Consider the following 666-nt stretch of genomic DNA (forward strand, 5'->3'; position numbering starts at 1 on the left):
TGACTTAGGCAATACCTGCTTTACCTTTATGGCCGGTAAACCGGAATACGACAAAACCATTTCCACCGCGATTGTCCTCAACGCATTGAATTCTCTGGGTGTGACGGCAGATGCCTCCGGGCGTAACGATCTGGTTGTGAAAACGCCAGACGGCGATCGCAAGGTTTCAGGCTCTGCTTATCGGGAAACGAAAGATCGCGGATTCCACCACGGCACGCTGCTGCTAAATGCCGATCTCAGCCGCCTGGCAAATTATCTCAATCCCGACAAAAAGAAACTCGCGGCAAAGGGGATCACCTCTGTCCGCTCACGGGTGGCGAATTTGACGGAGCTGTTACCGGGCATCACCCATGAACAGGTCTGTCAGGCCATCACGGAAGCCTTTTTTGCTCATTATGGCGAACGCGTTGAAGCGGAAGTGATCTCACCAGATAAAACGCCGGACCTGCCAAATTTTGCCGAAACCTTTGCCCGCCAGAGCAGTTGGGAATGGAATTTTGGTCAGGCACCTGCTTTCTCGCATCTGCTGGACGAGCGTTTCACCTGGGGTGGCGTTGAGCTGCATTTCGACGTCGAAAAAGGTCATATCACGCGCACACAGGTGTTTACCGACAGTCTCAATCCCGCGCCGTTAGAAGCGCTGGCGGAGCGGCTACAGGGCTGCCA

Annotated in this window: 1 protein-coding gene; it reads left to right on the forward strand. The window is 54.2% G+C overall.

What is annotated here, in order from left to right:
• Nucleotides 1-666: lipoate--protein ligase LplA (gene lplA, locus FDW94_RS22690; RefSeq protein ID WP_249358689.1), on the forward strand; the 666-nt coding region annotated here is incomplete at both ends.

The sequence above is a fragment of the Citrobacter sp. wls757 genome, assembly GCF_005280935.1.
Taxonomy (GTDB): domain Bacteria; phylum Pseudomonadota; class Gammaproteobacteria; order Enterobacterales; family Enterobacteriaceae; genus Citrobacter; species Citrobacter portucalensis.